General features: G+C 61.8%; 15 protein-coding genes. 7 read left to right on the forward strand and 8 right to left on the reverse strand.

Annotated features, from left to right (window positions below):
• Positions 1-83: 83 nt before the first annotated feature.
• A complete protein-coding gene (locus NKI85_RS14175; protein WP_352525651.1) occupies positions 84-857 on the reverse strand; it encodes a peptidoglycan-binding domain-containing protein in 774 nt (257 codons plus the stop codon).
• A complete protein-coding gene (locus tag NKI85_RS14180; RefSeq protein ID WP_352525691.1) occupies positions 832-2,577 on the reverse strand; it encodes an ATP-binding protein in 1,746 nt (581 codons plus the stop codon). Before NKI85_RS14180 ends, NKI85_RS14175 begins: the two co-directional genes overlap by 26 nt.
• Positions 2,578-3,096: 519 nt before the next feature.
• Here NKI85_RS14180 and NKI85_RS14185 point away from each other — a divergent pair.
• Both NKI85_RS14185 and NKI85_RS14190 read left to right on the forward strand, forming a co-directional pair.
• The gene (locus NKI85_RS14185; protein WP_352525690.1) at positions 3,097-3,465 is read left to right on the forward strand and encodes a DUF5330 domain-containing protein; all 369 of its coding nucleotides are present in this window, start codon (positions 3,097-3,099) and stop codon (positions 3,463-3,465) included.
• A 113-nt stretch (positions 3,466-3,578) separates the two neighbouring features.
• Positions 3,579-4,007: a SufE family protein gene (locus NKI85_RS14190; protein WP_352776902.1), complete on the forward strand. Its 429-nt coding sequence runs from the start codon at positions 3,579-3,581 to the stop codon at positions 4,005-4,007.
• A 136-nt stretch (positions 4,008-4,143) separates the two neighbouring features.
• Here NKI85_RS14190 and NKI85_RS14195 read toward each other — a convergent pair whose 3' ends face one another.
• Together NKI85_RS14195 and NKI85_RS14200 are read right to left on the reverse strand one after the other, a co-directional pair.
• The gene (locus NKI85_RS14195; protein WP_352525650.1) at positions 4,144-4,569 is read right to left on the reverse strand and encodes a Ros/MucR family transcriptional regulator; all 426 of its coding nucleotides are present in this window, start codon (positions 4,567-4,569) and stop codon (positions 4,144-4,146) included.
• 415 nt (positions 4,570-4,984) lie between these two features.
• A complete protein-coding gene (locus NKI85_RS14200) occupies positions 4,985-5,314 on the reverse strand; it encodes an SH3 domain-containing protein (protein WP_352776903.1) in 330 nt (109 codons plus the stop codon).
• 159 nt (positions 5,315-5,473) lie between these two features.
• On the opposite strand from NKI85_RS14200, the gene NKI85_RS14205 reads away from it, so the two are divergent.
• From NKI85_RS14205 to NKI85_RS14215, 3 genes are all read left to right on the forward strand, one after another.
• Positions 5,474-7,585, forward strand: a complete 2,112-nt coding sequence (locus tag NKI85_RS14205; protein WP_352525648.1) for a S9 family peptidase — start codon at positions 5,474-5,476, stop codon at positions 7,583-7,585.
• Positions 7,586-7,665: 80 nt separating this feature from the next.
• Complete coding sequence (locus NKI85_RS14210; RefSeq protein WP_352525646.1) at positions 7,666-8,292, forward strand: LysE family translocator; 627 nt, start codon at positions 7,666-7,668, stop codon at positions 8,290-8,292.
• Positions 8,293-8,438: 146 nt separating this feature from the next.
• Positions 8,439-8,822 (forward strand): SET domain-containing protein, encoded by a 384-nt coding sequence (locus tag NKI85_RS14215; protein ID WP_352525645.1) that lies wholly within the window; start codon positions 8,439-8,441, stop codon positions 8,820-8,822.
• A gap of 11 nt (positions 8,823-8,833) precedes the next feature.
• Here the strand turns inward: NKI85_RS14215 and NKI85_RS14220 are convergent, their stop codons facing one another.
• The 4 genes from NKI85_RS14220 to NKI85_RS14235 all read right to left on the reverse strand — a co-directional run bounded on the left by NKI85_RS14220 (position 8,834) and on the right by NKI85_RS14235 (position 11,991).
• Positions 8,834-9,784, reverse strand: a complete 951-nt coding sequence (locus tag NKI85_RS14220) for a cytochrome c (RefSeq protein ID WP_352776835.1) — start codon at positions 9,782-9,784, stop codon at positions 8,834-8,836.
• A gap of 9 nt (positions 9,785-9,793) precedes the next feature.
• A complete protein-coding gene (locus NKI85_RS14225) occupies positions 9,794-10,237 on the reverse strand; it encodes a c-type cytochrome (RefSeq protein WP_352525642.1) in 444 nt (147 codons plus the stop codon).
• A 170-nt stretch (positions 10,238-10,407) separates the two neighbouring features.
• On the reverse strand, positions 10,408-11,004 hold the full coding sequence (locus NKI85_RS14230; RefSeq protein WP_352525640.1) for a superoxide dismutase: 597 nt from the start codon (positions 11,002-11,004) through the stop codon (positions 10,408-10,410).
• A gap of 108 nt (positions 11,005-11,112) precedes the next feature.
• The gene (locus tag NKI85_RS14235) at positions 11,113-11,991 is read right to left on the reverse strand and encodes a branched-chain amino acid aminotransferase (protein ID WP_352525639.1); all 879 of its coding nucleotides are present in this window, start codon (positions 11,989-11,991) and stop codon (positions 11,113-11,115) included.
• Between the two features lie 150 nt (positions 11,992-12,141).
• Here NKI85_RS14235 and NKI85_RS14240 point away from each other — a divergent pair, with 150 nt between their 5' ends.
• Complete coding sequence (locus NKI85_RS14240; RefSeq protein WP_352776836.1) at positions 12,142-12,804, forward strand: haloacid dehalogenase type II; 663 nt, start codon at positions 12,142-12,144, stop codon at positions 12,802-12,804.
• Positions 12,805-12,977: 173 nt separating this feature from the next.
• Positions 12,978-13,802 (forward strand): L,D-transpeptidase, encoded by an 825-nt coding sequence (locus NKI85_RS14245; RefSeq protein ID WP_352525636.1) that lies wholly within the window; start codon positions 12,978-12,980, stop codon positions 13,800-13,802.
• The last annotated feature ends 229 nt before the right edge of the window (positions 13,803-14,031 follow it).

The following is a 14,031-nucleotide window of genomic DNA, read 5'->3' on the forward strand; positions in this document are numbered from 1 at the left end:
GGACATGCGGCGGTCCTTACAGCATTGGCCGGAAGACCGTAACCGGTCTTTGCCGAGTGACCGCCGAGTGGTCGTCACAGCCCTCAGTTGGTGAGGCCGATCTGACGCATCTTGACGTAGACGACCTCGTCGGGCTCGCCGGTCTCAGGCAGGCCGAACAGCGCCTGGAATTCCTTGATCGCCGCCCTGGTGCGCGCCCCGACCACGCCATCCAATTGCATATCGTCATTGCCGAACGCCTTCAGTCCGGCCTGGATCTTGACGATGCGGGGGTCAGGCGCTTGCGCTGCCGCATTTGCCGGTGCGGACGCCGGAATGGCGGCTGGAACAGCGGTCGTTTCAACCGGCCGCGGCACGGGGTGCGGCACCACGGCTGCGGTCGTCGGCGTGGCGCCCAATTGATCCAGCAAAACGCTGTCGATCTCGCCAGAGGCATTCAATCCAACCTTCTGCTGATAGGCTTGGATGGCCTTGCGCGTGTTCGGTCCGGGAATGCCGTCGACCGTGCCGGAATAGAAATCGAGATCCTTCAATATGCCCTGGACCTGCTCGACGACCGGGTCGCTCTTGATCGGCGCAGCGGCCGGACGCACGATATTGATGGTGGTTTCGGGCTCGTCGCTGTCCGCCCGAGGAAAACCCTCGATGCTCCTGGTGGCGAAAAACGCGCCGGCATGCGGAAAGGGCTGGTACCAAAGGGCGTTCGCCGAAACGTAGAACAGCGTCACCAGGAATGCGGTGGAGCTTCCGATCACAACAGGATTGCGCGAGATCAGGCTGCCCAGAGCCATCGCTCCGTGCTCGAAGGCATTGCCGCGGCGCTTGGCCGCGTTAGGCTGTTTTGCGGAGCGACCCATTGCTCTCCCCTTTGCCACCGTCCGCTCTGGCTTTGGCGACTGACATCGGCACCACGCCGGTCTTCTCCGCCGAGTGGCCCGTCGGGCCGTTCACGGGAAGGCTGATCGTCACCGTGGTGCCCTCGCCCGGCATGCTTTCGATCGACATGGTGCCGTCATGCAGTGCCACCAGCCCTTTCACCAGCGAAAGCCCAAGCCCGGTACCTTCGAAGCGGCGGGTATAGTCGTTGTGGATCTGCATGAACGGCTTGCCGAGATTGGCGAAATCTTCCTCGGCGATGCCGATGCCGGTGTCCCGGACCCAGAAATGCAGCCGCGAGCCGATCCGCTTGGCGCCGATGACGACATTGCCGCCTTTGGGCGTGAACTTGATCGCGTTGGAGACGAGATTGATCAGGATCTGCTGCACGGCACGGCGATCGGCGTTTATTTCGCCTGCGTCCGGCGCGATCTGGGCCTGCAGATCGATGGTCTTTGCCTCGGCTTGCAGGCGCATCATCGACTGGCACATCTCGACCGCTTCGCGGAAGCGGAACGGTTCCGGCTCAGTGGCATAGGCACCCGATTCGATCCGCGATACGTCGAGTATCGAGGTGACGACGGCAAGCAGGTGCTGGCCCGAATCCCTGACAAGCCCGACATATTCCTTCTGGCGTGGATCCTTGAAGGTGCCGAACATCTCGTGCAGCAGCATGTCGGAAAAACCGATGATGGCATTGAGCGGGGTGCGCAGCTCGTGGCTGACGACGGCAAGGAAGCGTCCTTTCGCCACCTCGGCCGAGGCAGCCGCCTCGTTGGCGGCGGCAAGCTCCTGGCGCAGTCCGGCCAGCTCATCGTTCTCGCGCAGAACGAGCGTGAAGACAGTCTCCTGCCCCAGCGCGCGCATCATCTCGAGTGAAAACGGCCGGTAATTGTCGGCCGTCACGCCGCTGTTTTGCGGCAGCCGGACGCGAAGGTCGAGCCGGCGCGACAGGGCGCCATCGCGCATATCGGCCAGCGCACTGAGGTAGGGGACGCGGTCGGACAGATGGATGCGATCGAAAAGCCCGGTGCCGAAAAGCAGTTCCGGCGCCAGCCCGAGGATCGTGCGCGCCTTCGCCGAGGCGTCCAGAACCTCGCCATGCGCCGCGATTTGCAGCACGACGGCGTCGATCAGGTCTTCGAGCCGGTCGCTACCGGCCGGATCGAGCTGTGCGTTGGCGGCGCCACGAAGTGGAGCGACACGCGGAACAAGCGTGAGCGCCCAGGCCAGGGGAACCAGCCAATGCCATGCGGCGATTTCGGTCTGGCCGAGCGGCAAGACGGAAACGGCGAAAGATTGCAGCAGGACAGCGACAAGGGCCGATATGGCGCCCCAGATCACGGCACGGCGCGACTGGCCGATCCACCAGGCTTCAAACGGCAGCGCCACCGCAAGCAAGGCAACCGGCGAGGCCAGGCCGCCGGCGGCAGCGATAAGGGCACCTAGGGCAACACCGCCCACGACCAAAGCGAGTTGGCCGGCCAGGCTCATCTTGCCCGATGCAGCCACCAGCAGAGCGGCGAACCAGCAAAGGCCAAACGCCGCAAAGATCGCAGCCACAGTCACGGCCGCGCCCATACCCGACGTGACCAGCGTCACAGCTGCACCTGCGCTGAAGAAAGGAGCCGCCAGCATGACGCCAATGAACCGGCTGTGGCGGCGGCGATCGCTCTGGCCGAGGACGAACGGATGAACCATCCGTTCGCAACCGGCGGCTATCGCGCCCGGCAACTCGGCGTATCTGGCCTTGATCGCACTCAACTCAACGCACCCGGTCGTGAACGGCCCTGCTTTGCAGGCGGCTTTTGTCGATCCGAAACTCGCATCCAGCGTTTAAGGAATGGATAAGGCTGGGTCGATCGTCCCCCGGCCGGCTGCAAATATCGGGATACCGGCGGGGAAAAACCGGGGCAATTGCCGCCATAGTAAACGGAGCGTTATCCGGACCGCCCGCGCCTGGACTTGCGGCCGAGGGCATCAAAATGTCGCCGATTCAAAAAATGAGCAGGAAAAACAAAGGGTTGGATGGTTACCATTTACTGAATAAAATCTGAGCCGTTCGAGGCAAATGAATTTCAAAACGCTTCGTTTCGAATCTGCCTAAAATTTGAGGAAAACTGTTGCTTTCTGGACAAGCCGTCCTTTGCGCGTCTGTGCCAATATCGCGTTACAAGTGTTGTGCGGTTCGGATGCATGACCGTCATAAAGGACAGACAGATGGGCTTTCTGATAAGAGCGGCTTTCTGGTTTTCGCTGGTGCTTCTGGCGCTGCCGCTGGGTGTCGGCTCCGATGATGCGGGCCGCGAAAGCGTCGGCCCGCTCCAGGCGCTGTTTGCAGCGCGCGAAGCCGTCGGCGACATCGCCGGCATCTGCGAGCGCAAGCCGGACGTCTGCGAGACCGGCAAATCGGCAATGCACACCATCACCGCCCGGGCAAAGGAGACCGCCAAGATCGCGGCCGCCATGCTGGACGACAAGGCCGCTGAACCCGATACGGCGACAACCACCGGCAGCGTGCCCGAGGAAATCGTCTTGCCGGCGAAAGTCGACTTGCCGGCGAAAGTCCACTTGCCGGCAACAAACTGAGACTGTTTCGGCCGAATTCATCGCTAAACCGCAAGGCTCCCCGCTCTCGGCGCCTGCGGCGTCTCTCCTCTTTTTCCGTGACGCGGCAGCGCCGGATGACTATATCCGGGGGAATGACCACGACGATCCAGACCATCCGCGACGACTTTGCTCTGCTCGACGAGTGGGAAGACCGCTATCGCTATGTGATTGAACTGGGTGAAGCGCTGCCGCCGTTTCCCGACGAGCAACGCATACAAGCCAATAAGGTGCCCGGCTGCGTCAGCCAGGTCTGGTTGACCACCGAGCAAGGCGAGGGTGCCAACCCCGTTATCACCTTCAAGGGCGATTCCGACGCCCATATCGTGCGCGGCCTGGTCGCCATCATGCTGGCGCTGTTTTCGGGACGGCCCGCCAGCGAAATCCAGACGACCGACGCAGAAGCCACATTGAAGGCGCTCGGACTTGACGAGCACCTGTCGCCGCAGCGCGCCAATGGTCTTCGCTCGATGGTCAAGCGTATCAAGCGTGATGCCGAGGTAGCCCTGAAGCAGACCGCCTGACCGGACGGCATTGCCGGCAGTATGGCGGGTTCGTATATCAGCCGACCATCGACCTATAATGCAAACTATCGACCTACAATGCAAAACGGCGCCCGCAGGCGCCGCTTGGATCGTCAAACCGGAAAAGAGCCGCTTGTCAGCGTCCCTTGCGCTTGCGGCCGAGACCCATCTTCTTGGCCAGCTGCGAACGGGCGGCCGCATAGTTGGGCGCAACCATCGGATAGCTCGGATCCAGGTTCCACTTTTCACGATACTGATCGGGCGTCAGATCATAGTGGGTCATCAAGTGACGCTTGAGCGACTTGAACTTCTTGCCGTCTTCAAGACAGATGATGTAGTCGTCATGCACCGAACGCTTCGGATTTACCGCCGGCTTCTGCTTGTCGGCAGGCGGCTGCTCGGTGGCCCCGCCCACGCGCCCGAGAGCAGCGTGGACATCGGCAATGAGGTTCGGCAGTTCGCCGACCGGCACGGGATTATTGCTGACATACGCAGCCACCACATCGGCGGTCAGCTCGATCAGCGCATCGCTGTTTCTGGAAGGTGTTTCGATAATATCCATGGTGTTCAGGTCCCAACGAGAATTGTTTCTGTCTACGCCCTATTTTGGCAGGCGGGGCATCGCGCGCGAACTTGTGCAGGAAAAAGCCTCCGCGATTCGCGTCGCGGCATCTTAATGAGCCGACGCGCCAAGTAAGTCAATTCGCTTCTTGGGCTCTATTCAGCGATACAAGTCAAATATTCCTCATTCAGCTTCACTCTTTCGTGCAGAGCGTAACTTCGCCGTTCTTTCCTGGTCAGACCAGCATCGACTGACGCGGCGTCAGGCCGCCATTACACAAGCGGCATCGGGCAAATAGAGCTCGATGCTTGCTATGCTGACGGCATTACAGGGTGGGTGATTGGCGGATTCAGCAAAATCGCAGGTTGCGAAGCGCTGCTATTGCTCGTGAACCGGAAGCCGGAGCGGCGCGTTCCTATCCCTGAAACGGGACGATGTATTTTCCATAGACCCAACCGGTGACGAAATGGCCGTTCTGTGCGGGATCGTGCCAGAGTTCGCACCAGCGATTGCGGATCTTCTGTTTCTCGTTCCAGTGCGGCTGATTGGCAATGTCGAGCAGGTTTATCCCGCCGGTGGATTTGCCGGTCATCTGCAGAACCGTCCCGTTGGGATAGGCGGCCTGCTTCTGCGAAGTTCCTGAAGGATATTTGCGCACATTGAGCGCGTCGCCGAACGGCACATTGGCCACTTGCCAAGCAGCGAAGGCAGTTGCATGAGATTGACCGGCATGGGCCAGGGTCATCGAAGCGACGGCGAGGGCGCGGCAGTCCGAAAAAAAATATTCATTGTCCTTTCCTCCGGCCCATCTTCTCGAGCCACAATGACAATAGATCGTAGCCCTTGAACCCGCGCTGATCGGCGTGTTCATTCGCCATTCAAGTAACTTCCACAGCGAGACGCAATGACCAGACCCCCAGTGTTTCCGACCGCCACCCCACCGCAGCCGGAGAAGCGGCCGATCTTCGACACGCATCACGGCATGACGCGGACGGACGACTATGCCTGGCTGAGGGCCGCGAATTGGCAGGAGATGTTCCGCGATTCGTCCCTGCTGGACGGCCAAATCCGCGCCCATCTCGAAGCCGAAAACGCCTATCAGGCGATGCTGATGGCCGATACGGTCCAGTTGCAGAAGCAGCTTTTCACTGAGATGAAGGGACGTATCAAGGAAGACGATTCTTCCGTGCCGATGAAGGACGGGCCCCATGCCTACGGCTCCTCCTTCAAGCTTGGCGGCCAGCAGCCGCGTTATTTCCGTACCTCGCGCGATGGTGGCGATAAGCAGATCTTGCTCGACGGCGATGCCGAGGCCGAGGGCAAGGCCTATTTCCGGCTGGGCGGCGTTGATCATTCGGGCGACCACCGCAAGCTTCTCTGGGCCTTCGACGACAAGGGTTCCGAGTTCTACACGCTTCGCATCCGCGATCTCGCCGGCGGCAACGATCTGGCGGACAGGATCCCGGACACCGGTGGCGGCGGGGTGTGGGATGCCGGCAATGACGGTTTTTTCTATTCCCGCCTCGATCCCAACCACCGTCCTTCCAAAGTGCTGTTCCATGCGCTTGGCGACAGTCCTGAAAACGACCGGCTGATCTACGAGGAAACCGATCCCGGCTTCTTCATGGATGTCGGCGGCACGCGCTCCAACGAGTGGATCATGATCGGCATCAACGACCATGAGACCTCGGAATACCGCATCATGAGCGCCACCGATCCGTTCGCAGAGCCGAAGCTGGTTGCGGCGCGCGAGACCGGCTTGCAGTACGACATCGAGGAAGGCGGCGACATCTTTTTCATCCTCACCAATGCCGATGGCGCCAAGGACTTCAAGATCATGACGGCGCCGTCCCACGATCCGGTGCGCGCCAACTGGCAGGAGCTGGTGCCGCAGGAAGCGGGCCGGCTGATCCTTTCGGTAATCGGCTTCAAGGACCACATGGTCAGGCTCGAGCGCAAGGAAGGCCTGCCGCGCATCGTCGTGCGCGACCGCAAGAGCGGCGAGGAGCACCTGATCTCCTTCGACGAGGAAGCCTTCTCGCTCGGCCTGTCGGGATCCTACGAATACGACACCGAGATCATGCGCTTTTCCTATTCGTCGATGACGACCCCGGCGCAGGTCTTCGATTACAACATGCGCACCCGCGAGCGGGTGCTGCTCAAGACGCAGGAAGTGCCCTCCGGCCACGACCCGGAGCACTACGTCACGCGCCGGCTGATGGCGCCTGCCGCCGACGGCGAACTGGTGCCGATCTCGCTCCTCCACCACCGCGACACGCCGCTCGACGGATCGGCGCCTTGCCTGCTTTACGGCTACGGATCTTACGGCATAGCCGTGCCGGCGGCGTTCAACACCAATCTGTTTTCGCTGGTCGACCGCGGCCTTGTCTATGCGATTGCCCATGTCCGCGGCGGCAAGGACAAGGGCTGTGGCTGGTACGACGACGGCAAGCGGGCGAACAAGATGAACACGTTCACCGATTTTGTCGCTGCCGCCCACCACCTCGTCGCCGAACGCTATACGCAGCATGACCGCATCGTTGCGCAAGGCGGTTCGGCCGGCGGCATGCTGATGGGCGCGGTCGCCAACATGGCGCCGCAATGCTTCGGCGGCATCGTCGCCGAGGTTCCCTTCGTCGACGTGCTCACCACCATGCTCGACGCCAGCTTGCCGCTGACGCCGCCGGAATGGCCGGAATGGGGCAATCCGATCGCTTCGGCGGAGGATTACCGGACCATCGCCGCCTACTCGCCCTACGACAATGTCGCCGCACTCGACTATCCACCGATCCTGGCACTGGCCGGCCTGACCGACCCGCGCGTCACCTATTGGGAGCCGGCCAAATGGGTGGCGCGGCTGCGCGACCGCAAGACAGGTGAGAATCCGGTGCTGTTCAAGATCAACCTGGATTCAGGCCATGCCGGCGCCTCCGGCCGGTTTTCAAGACTGGAGGAAATCGCCTTCACCTACGCCTTCGCGCTCAAGGTGACGGGCAAGGCCGAGCTTGCGGCGTGAACACCGGCGGATGAGCGGTCATTGCCTTCCGTTCCGCGACGTGGCTTCATTGGCGGTGAGAGTTGCGGAGACGCCCACCAATGATCGATCTCGCCACGTTGATAGCTTATGTCGCGGTTGTGCTTGGCTTTGTCTTCATCCCGGGTCCCGCCACTCTTCTGACGGTGGCGCGGGCAACCAGTTCCGGAACCAGGGTGGGCATTGCGACCGGCGCCGGGATCGCGGCCGGCGACGTGGTTCACACCTTCATGGCGATCGTCGGCATTTCGGCGATCATTGCCACGTCGGCGGCGCTTTTCAGCATCGTGAAGTACATCGGCGCGGCCTACCTCGTTTATCTCGGCATTCACGCGATCATCGAGAAAACGCCGGCCTATCCGGCCGCCGGCGCACTTGCCATCCCCGCTGCCAAGGCATTTCGGCAGGCTATTTTGACCGAGGTGCTCAACCCCAAGACCGCGCTTTTCTTCCTCGCATTTCTTCCGCAGTTCGTGCGGCCTGAAAACGGATCGGTGATGCTTCAACTGGCGATATTGGGCATCATCTTTGTTCTACTGGGCCTCTTCAGCACGGTGGTTTTCGCCGTGGGTGCGGGCGGCCTCGGTGCATTCCTGCGCCGAAACCCGACGGTGCTGAGATGGCAAGGCAAGGCTGTCGGCGGTATCTATTGCGCCTTAGGCATCCGGCTGGCGCTGCAACAGCGCTAGGGTCTCGACAGGCGACGAGCCGTACGAGGCTTCGAATCATGGGCAGGCACAGCTGATTTTCCGCTCGCAATTGCAAAGGCCGCGCGCTACCCAGTGCGCGGCCTTTTCACAGCCGCCGCCAACCCCCAATCACCAAGGGATTTGCCATGTTGCTCGTCGATGTCTATCTCGACAAATCGCCCATCCAGGGCATCGGCGTCTTTGCCAAGAACCACATTGCCCGCGGCACGCTGGTCTGGAAGCTCGATCCCAAATACGACCGGCGCATCGAAGTGGAGAACTACGAGCAGGAAACCGGGCCGGTCAGAACCTATCTCGACCGCTACGCCTACCCGGACCGGCGCGACCCGAACTACATCGTCTTCGAAGCCGACGATGCGCGCTACATGAACCATGCCGACGATCCGAATTGCGACGTCTCGCAGCCTGAGGAGACCTATGCCTTGCGCGACATTGCGCCAGGCGAGGAAATGACCTGCGACTACAATCACTTCTTCGAAACCGGCTTCGACTTTCTCGGCGACCGCTGACCCAACAGCCGTCAGCTCGCCGGCTTCTTGCGCGCCGGATAGCCGTTGGGATGCGGCGGCACGGCCTTCAAATAGGCGGCGATCGCCGCTCGGTCCTCTGGCGTCAGCGCGGCCATGTTCCTTTGCACGTCGACCATCGCGCCGCCGACGGAATCGAAATCCGGCGTGAAGCCGGTTTCGAGATAATTGGCGATGTCGGCCTCCGACCAGTCCGCGATGCCGCCCTCGCCCGACGTGATGTTCGGCACGATGCCGCTGCCTTCGGCGGCGGCGGCGCCTGCCAGCCACTGGCTCTTCTTGGTGCCGCCGGTAAAGTCTCTCGGCGTGTGGCATTCGCCGCAATGACCGGGGCCTTCGACCAGATAGCGGCCTGCCAGCACCGGATCGGGCGTACCGTCGGGAAAGGAAACGACCGGCTGCTCGCTCAAATAGAGCAATTTCCACAGACCGAGGCCACGTCGGACATTGAACGGAAACCCCAGCGAATTGGCGGGCGCCTTGCCGGCGACCGCAGGCAATGTCTTCAGGAACGCATAGAGATCGGCAATGTCGGCCGGCTTCATGCGCGCGTAGGAAGTATAGGGAAATGCCGGATAGAGATGCTCGCCCGACGGCGACACGCCCTTCAGCATGGCGTTGGCAAGGTCGTCGACCGACCAGGCGCCGATGCCGTCCTTGGCGTCCTGCGAGATGTTCGGCGGCACGAAGGTGCCGAACGGCGTCTTGAGCTCGAGGCCGCCGACCAGCTGAAGGCGGGCGTCGCCTTGCGAGCCGGGCTTGGCATGACAGGATGTGCAGCCGCCGGCGTAGAAGATGCGCTTGCCCTTGGCGGCGTCGCCGGGGCCAAGCTGCGCCAGCGTGGCAGCATCGAGCCTGGCCGGAGCCAACAGGAACCAGCCCGCAATCGCGACGACGCCGCCCAGAACGAGGGCGGCGCCGACGAGTTTCTTCAGCAAGGGCATCGCCCGCGATCAGCCTTTTTTCACCCTGTAGCCCTTGTGGCAGGTGCCGCAGTCGCCGCCAATTGTGTTGAATTGTGCCTTCAACGCATCGGCATCCGCAGGCGCCGCAGCGACCGCTGCCTTGACGTCGGAGAGGTACTTGCCCTCGGCCGTCTTGAAGCCGGCCATGTCTTCCCATATTTTGGGGGAAGCCGCGGTGTCGCCGGTGTCGCTGCCCGCCGGGAAAAGCGTGTCGACGCCGGCATGGAATTTCTCGGCATTGGCCTGCAGCGCCTGCAACGCCGTCAGCACGGAAGCGGCGTCGTAAGGCGTCTCGCCCTTGACCACTTTCGACAATCCGGCGGCGATCTTGCCACGTTCCTTCATCAGGGCCTGCCGGTCAGCGACCGGTTCGGCAAACGCCGCCGAACCGGCGAAGGCGAGCATCGAGATGGCGAGGATAAGCTTTCTCATTCACTTGGCTCCATATTGAAGGCAATTCTGGACGGTCCCACCCCGATGATAACGGCAAGGATGGCTTAAAAATTCCGACGCTTCGCCTCACGCTTGCGTGAATTTTTGCAACTGTCGTTCTGTGCTGAAAAAGAAAAGCCCCGGTTCTGCCGGGGCTTTTCTGGAACGGATCAGGCCTTTTCGTAGAGTTCGAGCACGTAGTCCCAGTTGATGAGACTGTCGACAAAGGCTTCGAGATATTTCGGCCGGGCGTTGCGATAGTCGATGTAATAGGAGTGTTCCCAGACATCGACGCCGAGGATCGGCGACGCGCCATGGACGAGCGGGTTTTCGCCATTCGGCGTCTTCGAGATCGCCAGCTTGCCGTCCTTGACCGAGACCCAGGCCCAGCCCGAACCGAACTGGGTGGTTCCGGCGGCGATGAAGTCGGCCTTGAACTTGTCGTAGCCGCCAAGATCGCTGTCGACCGCCTTTTGCAAGGCGCCGGGCAGCTTGTTGCCGCCGCCGCCCTTCTTCATCCATTTCCAGAAATGGATGTGATTGTAGTGCTGGGCGGCATTGTTGAAGAGCCCCGCATTCTTGCCGAAGGACTGTTTGACGGCGTCTTCGACCGACAAATCGCCCATGCCCGCTTCGGCAGCCAGCTTGTTGCCGTTGTCGACATAGGCCTTGTGGTGCTTGTCGTGATGATACTCCAGCGTTTCCTTGGACATATAAGGCTGCAAGGCCTCGTAGTCATAGGGCAAGGCGGGCAATTCAAAAGCCATCGGTCGTACTCCCTCGTGGAAAAATCCGGTGTCGATACCGGACTAACATAGGACTGGATTGGTCTGGAACAACTCCGGAAACGAAGCGCCGGTGCGCTTTTTAGCGGGTCACTTGGCCGAAGTCGAATGCGCCCATTCCCAATAGAGTTCGCGCGCCTTCTTGGCCACCGGTCCGGGCTGCAGATTGCGGCCCTCGATGCGGGTGACCGGCACGACTTTCGAATGGTTTCCGGTCGAGAAGATTTCGTCCGCCTCCAGGAAATCGCGGATCGACAGCGTCTTTTCCGTCGTCGTGAACCCGTATTCGCCAAGCAGGGCCATGGTGCGCGCGCGGGTGATGCCGGACAGGAAGGTACCGTTCGGCGCGGGCGTCAGGACATGGCCGTCCTTGACCAGGAAAATATTCGAGGTTCCGGTCTCGGCGACATTGCCCAGCATGTCGAGCACGAGCGCATTGTCGAAGCCGCGCATCTTGGCTTCAAGGATGGCACGGCCGTTGTTGGGATAAAGGCAGCCGGCCTTGGCGTTGGTCGGCATGGTTTCGATGGTCGGGCGCCGGAACGGCGACACCGTCACCGAAAAACCCGCCGGCGAGATCATCGGCGATTCGTAGAGGCACAGGCAGAAACGCGTCGAGGCCGGGTCGGCCGGCACGCCCATATAGCCACCATGCTCGGCCCAATACATCGGCCTTATGTAGACCGCCGTCTTGCCGTCGAACTTCTTCAGCCCGTCCCAGGTCAGGCCGACGATCTTGTCGGTGCTCATCGTCGGCTTCAGACCAAGCGCGATCGCCGAGGCGTTCACCCTTGCTACATGGCGGTCGAGATCGGGGGCGACGCCCTCGAACCAGCGGGCGCCGTCGAACACGCTGGTGCCGAGCCACATGGCGTGGCTGCGCGGCCCGAGGATGGCGACGTTGCCCTCATACCAGTCGCCGTCGACGAAGGTCCATGTCGCGGATTGCGCCGCAGTCGCCAGTGTCATTGCCAGGTTCCGTTCGATGCTTCTTACGGCGCATTGGAAGATGCTTGGCGGCTGCCGTCAACCGGCATGGCCGAGATTTGTTGAGGCCAGCGGGATGGCGAATTGCAATCAGCGCTTGCGCCTTGCCTTGCGCAGCCGCAAAACTGTTGCATGCACCATGCGGCTTACGTTTTCGACGCCTACGGCACGCTGTTCGACGTGCATGCTGCCGTGCGCCGTCACGCCGACCAGATCGGACCGGACGGCCAGCTGCTGTCCGAGATCTGGCGCGCCAAGCAGTTGGAATATTCCTGGGTGCGCACGCTCATGGGGGCCTATGCCGATTTCTGGCAGCTCACCGAGCAGGCTCTCGATTTCGCCCTGCGCAAGGTTCCATCCGCGGATGCCGGGCTGAAGGCGAAGCTGCTCGAGGCCTATTGGCGGCTGGACTGCTATCCGGAGGTACCGGCCGTGCTCAAGGCGCTCAAGGCATCGGGAGCAAGGCTGGCGATCCTGTCCAATGGTTCGCCTGAAATGCTGGAAGCGGCCGTCAAGTCCGCGGCGCTCGACCAGGTCCTGGACGACGTCTATTCCGTCGACAGCGTCAGGCGCTTCAAGACCGACCCGTCGGTCTACGACATGGTCACCACGGGCTGGCGTCTCTATCCGGGGGCGGTCTCCTTCCAGTCCTCCAACCGCTGGGATGTCGCCGGCGCCACCCAATTCGGCTTCAGGACGGTGTGGATCAACCGCACGAACCAGCCTGAGGAATACCGGGATTTTCCACCGGCCCTGATCTTGCCGTCCCTCGATGGTCTGATCTCCGGGGTTTGACGGCCGGACATGTTGCCTCGGCGCAACAGTGACGATCCAGCCACAGCTTTGCCTTTGTTTGTCCACCCTGCGGCCAGAATTGCAACCGCCTATCGCGCCGGGCATTGCTCGGGTAACCGCGCAACCGGGCGCATTCATGCTTTGTTGCGATTTGAGACTTAAAAAAGGCAATCATGTTCACACCCCCATCGTCCTCTCTGCGCCTTAGCCGTCGCGGTTTCCTCAACGCAGCAGCGCTTGGCGCCGCCTCGGTCGCGGTCTCCAGTTGCACCACGCTGTCGCAACAGCCGGTCGAGCCACCGCCGCCGACCTATGTCGAGCCGCCGCTCAGCGAGTATGTGACGATGTATGGGCCGATGTCCGATGGCGGCTTCGAGCTGCCGGCCATACCGGTCGACAAGATCGACCCGCAGTTCCTGCGCCAGATCGTGGACGATCCGACCGGGCAGCAGCCGGGCACCGTCGTCGTCGACACCACCAATCACTTCCTCTACCTGGTGCGCCCGGGCGGCCAGGCGATCCGCTATGGTGTCGGCCTCGGCCGCGCCGGCTTCGAATGGTCGGGCGATGCCGTGGTCCAATGGAAGCAGAAATGGCCGAAATGGACGCCGCCGGACGAAATGGTCACCCGGCAGCCCGAACTAAAACCGTACAGCGCCGATAATGGCGGCATGCCCGGCGGACTCAAGAACCCGCTCGGCGCGCGGGCGCTCTATCTCTTCCAGGGCAACCAGGACACGCTCTACCGCTTGCACGGTTCGCCGGAATGGCGGTCGATCGGCAAGTCGGTGTCGTCGGGCTGCGTGCGCCTGATGAACCAAGACATTATCGATCTCTACGATCGTGTGCCGAACAAGACCCCGGTCGTGGTGACGGCCGATATCGGCCAGCCGATGGTGGCGACAGCAAACCGCAAAGCCATTCCGATCGACGCTGGCGTGCCGGAAGGATCGATCCTGCTCGGCCCGATAAAAGCGGTAACGAACTCGATCTTCTGAGCTGGTCGAAAGCACTGGGGCGGGATCTTCCTCGCTCCCGCTGGTTTTGCTGCGCGTCGGCGTGCCCGTACCGGTGCCCGCCTTCAGGTCCGATGCTTACGCCGAGCAGCGGATTTTGCCGCGCTGTGTGCAGACGCCACCAGTGACAGCTCATGTCACCGAAGCGGAAGTTTTCTCGCGGGACAGCGCATCGGGCGTAAAATCTTTCCCTTAGGTATTAACGGCACGC

Origin of the sequence: Mesorhizobium sp. M0571, from assembly GCF_040320985.1 — a bacterium.
In the GTDB taxonomy this organism is placed as follows: domain Bacteria; phylum Pseudomonadota; class Alphaproteobacteria; order Rhizobiales; family Rhizobiaceae; genus Mesorhizobium.

What these genes read in the sequence shown, in the direction of transcription:
- NKI85_RS14175 (WP_352525651.1), bottom strand. Translation starts at nt 857, where the DNA reads ATGGGTCGCTCCGCAAAACAGCCTAACGCGGCCAAGCGCCGCGGCAAT.
- NKI85_RS14180 (WP_352525691.1), bottom strand. Translation starts at nt 2,577, where the DNA reads ATGGTTCATCCGTTCGTCCTCGGCCAGAGCGATCGCCGCCGCCACAGC.
- NKI85_RS14185 (WP_352525690.1), top strand. Translation starts at nt 3,097, where the DNA reads ATGGGCTTTCTGATAAGAGCGGCTTTCTGGTTTTCGCTGGTGCTTCTG.
- NKI85_RS14190 (WP_352776902.1), top strand. Translation starts at nt 3,579, where the DNA reads ATGACCACGACGATCCAGACCATCCGCGACGACTTTGCTCTGCTCGAC.
- NKI85_RS14195 (WP_352525650.1), bottom strand. Translation starts at nt 4,569, where the DNA reads ATGGATATTATCGAAACACCTTCCAGAAACAGCGATGCGCTGATCGAG.
- NKI85_RS14200 (WP_352776903.1), bottom strand. Translation starts at nt 5,314, where the DNA reads ATGACCCTGGCCCATGCCGGTCAATCTCATGCAACTGCCTTCGCTGCT.
- NKI85_RS14205 (WP_352525648.1), top strand. Translation starts at nt 5,474, where the DNA reads ATGACCAGACCCCCAGTGTTTCCGACCGCCACCCCACCGCAGCCGGAG.
- NKI85_RS14210 (WP_352525646.1), top strand. Translation starts at nt 7,666, where the DNA reads ATGATCGATCTCGCCACGTTGATAGCTTATGTCGCGGTTGTGCTTGGC.
- NKI85_RS14215 (WP_352525645.1), top strand. Translation starts at nt 8,439, where the DNA reads ATGTTGCTCGTCGATGTCTATCTCGACAAATCGCCCATCCAGGGCATC.
- NKI85_RS14220 (WP_352776835.1), bottom strand. Translation starts at nt 9,784, where the DNA reads ATGCCCTTGCTGAAGAAACTCGTCGGCGCCGCCCTCGTTCTGGGCGGC.
- NKI85_RS14225 (WP_352525642.1), bottom strand. Translation starts at nt 10,237, where the DNA reads ATGAGAAAGCTTATCCTCGCCATCTCGATGCTCGCCTTCGCCGGTTCG.
- NKI85_RS14230 (WP_352525640.1), bottom strand. Translation starts at nt 11,004, where the DNA reads ATGGCTTTTGAATTGCCCGCCTTGCCCTATGACTACGAGGCCTTGCAG.
- NKI85_RS14235 (WP_352525639.1), bottom strand. Translation starts at nt 11,991, where the DNA reads ATGACACTGGCGACTGCGGCGCAATCCGCGACATGGACCTTCGTCGAC.
- NKI85_RS14240 (WP_352776836.1), top strand. Translation starts at nt 12,142, where the DNA reads ATGCACCATGCGGCTTACGTTTTCGACGCCTACGGCACGCTGTTCGAC.
- NKI85_RS14245 (WP_352525636.1), top strand. Translation starts at nt 12,978, where the DNA reads ATGTTCACACCCCCATCGTCCTCTCTGCGCCTTAGCCGTCGCGGTTTC.